The following is a 2108-nucleotide window of genomic DNA, read 5'->3' as shown; positions in this document are numbered from 1 at the left end:
CTATAAATTATTTGGAGGTTTATTTTGAAAACATATTACGAAATGATTTTATCAAAAAATTCACGAAGTTCCTTTATTAATAGCTTTGAGCAGTTCTGGTCTGAAGAATTCGAACACTCTAATTTACATTTATCTAGTCCGCAATTACAATTTGGAACTCGTTTAAGGCCTATTCTTGTTGCATGGGGATACTATGCAAATTTGTCGTTGGACGATGCTCAAGAACCAAACGAGAGCTACAATGAACTGTTGAAGCTTTCATATGCTGTTGAATTGCTGCACAAATCATCAATTATTATTGATGATTTAATTGATGGAGACACTAAAAGAAAGGGCAATGATTCCTACCATGTCCAACATGGTAGCTTCGAAGCCATTTTATCTTCATTATTTTTAATTGGTAAATCTTTTGAAAAGATATCAACTAATGCAGATAAGAATAATAATTTATCTTCAATGAACACCAATATTCTAGCAAATACATTGTCGAAAATGTCATATGGTGCATTGTCAGAATTGGAATTAACTAAAAATAAGAAGCTGTTTGATTTAAATGAAATAAAAGAAATAATTGACAATGAAACAACAAGTCTAATAAAAAGTAGCTTTTTACTAGGTTTTATTTCAAGCGCAAAGAATTACAATAACGACACTATTGAGTTAGTCGGAAAAGTCGGTCAACTAAGTGGTTATATTTTTCAAATACTTAATGATTTAGAGCCATTTTCTAATACAAACAAAAATAAAATTCATAAAGGAATTGAAAATTTAGATATTCAAGTATCAAGAAAAAATTATATTGTTGCCTTTCTTTATGGATTCGCAAGTAAAAATGATAGACTCACTATCAATGAATTAGTTAATTCTTCTAAAGTAGACTCTACAAAAATCACTTTAACGCAGCTACTAACAAAGTATGATATCCATAAAAAAATTATGGACTACGTAGATGAAATTCATATTGAGATTAACAAATCCATAGAGTTACTTAGCAAAATTTTAGATAATAAAAAGTACACAGATGAATTAAAAACATTCGTTAATTTTATGATCAATACTGCTTTAGATAAAATTTAAAAAATTGCTATCCTTTTTGACTTATATAATCAATGTATATGGTCATGAATGGTGTCAAAAATGTTATCGTTGAGATAAAAGCAGAGAAGATCTTATTAAAAAAAGAATTTGAGGTTTCGATTGGACTTTTTTTTGATTTTTCAATTTTATCAATTATTTCCATTAGTGCATTTATCTCTTCCATGTTTTCAGCCCTGTTCAATGAATTAATATGATTCAAAATATCCTGTGTTACTTTGATTTTTAGTACTTCTATGTTTTCTCTTAATAAGTATTTTGAGAATAATGTAAGACACGGAAAACCAAGAATAAAAAATATGATAATTATACTCCAAGTAATAAAGAACATTAAATCATTATTCACATGAAAATTAATTGACCAACTTTTGAGAACTATACTCTTATAAGACATTATCGAGTAAATTAAAGTATAGAGAAATCCGATAATAAAAAAGTATTTCTCAATCAAAATCAGCAGTTTTGAAATAGAAATATATATAGGACTATATGCGGGAGCATATTCATTTATACTAAATTCTAAGAACCTAATATCTCTGATAAATGATAGTAATAAAATATAATAAGCGTATGCTATTATACCTAAAACAAAAGCTATTATGCCAAGAATAATACCATAAATTCCAGTGACGTTCATTTTGATGAATTCATTTTTAATAATCGATCCCATAAATAAAATTACAAATGGTATACCTATAAATATGATGAGCCAACTGTTGAATTTAGATTCATACTTCCTTATTGATCCAGATAATTCTGCTTCAGATTGTGCCTGTCTAGACAAATTTTTGAATTCAATTAAAAAAATATGGATAGCTTGTATTTCTAACAAGATAATACACAGTAATATAACCTGATAGATATAAAAATTAGGATGGTGCCATATCTGATTAAAAATCAGCCCACTTATTAAAAGTAACGTAAAAAAAACTATATTCTTTTTGCATAATAATGAATTGTTTTCTAAATAATGTGTTAGCTTCCTCATCAAGTAACCTCCAAATAATTTATAG

2 protein-coding genes are annotated in these 2108 nt (G+C 27.1%); one reads left to right on the top strand and one right to left on the bottom strand.

The window, feature by feature from the left end; all coding sequences use genetic code 11:
• Positions 1-24 precede the first annotated feature (24 nt).
• Positions 25-1077 carry a polyprenyl synthetase family protein gene (locus JZO69_RS16545; protein ID WP_207113907.1) on the top strand — a complete coding sequence of 351 codons (1053 nt, stop codon included), beginning with the start codon at positions 25-27 and terminating at the stop codon, positions 1075-1077.
• A 7-nt stretch (positions 1078-1084) separates the two neighbouring features.
• Here JZO69_RS16545 and JZO69_RS16540 read toward each other — a convergent pair.
• Positions 1085-2108 (bottom strand): hypothetical protein (locus JZO69_RS16540; protein WP_207113906.1); only part of this gene is annotated, 1024 nt, incomplete at its 5' end.

This window comes from Candidatus Enterococcus ikei (genome assembly GCF_017316105.1).
GTDB classification, from domain to species: domain Bacteria; phylum Bacillota; class Bacilli; order Lactobacillales; family Enterococcaceae; genus Enterococcus_L; species Enterococcus_L ikei.
The sequence above is the reverse complement of the archived record's forward strand: the minus strand, read 5'-3'. Positions and strand labels throughout refer to the sequence as shown.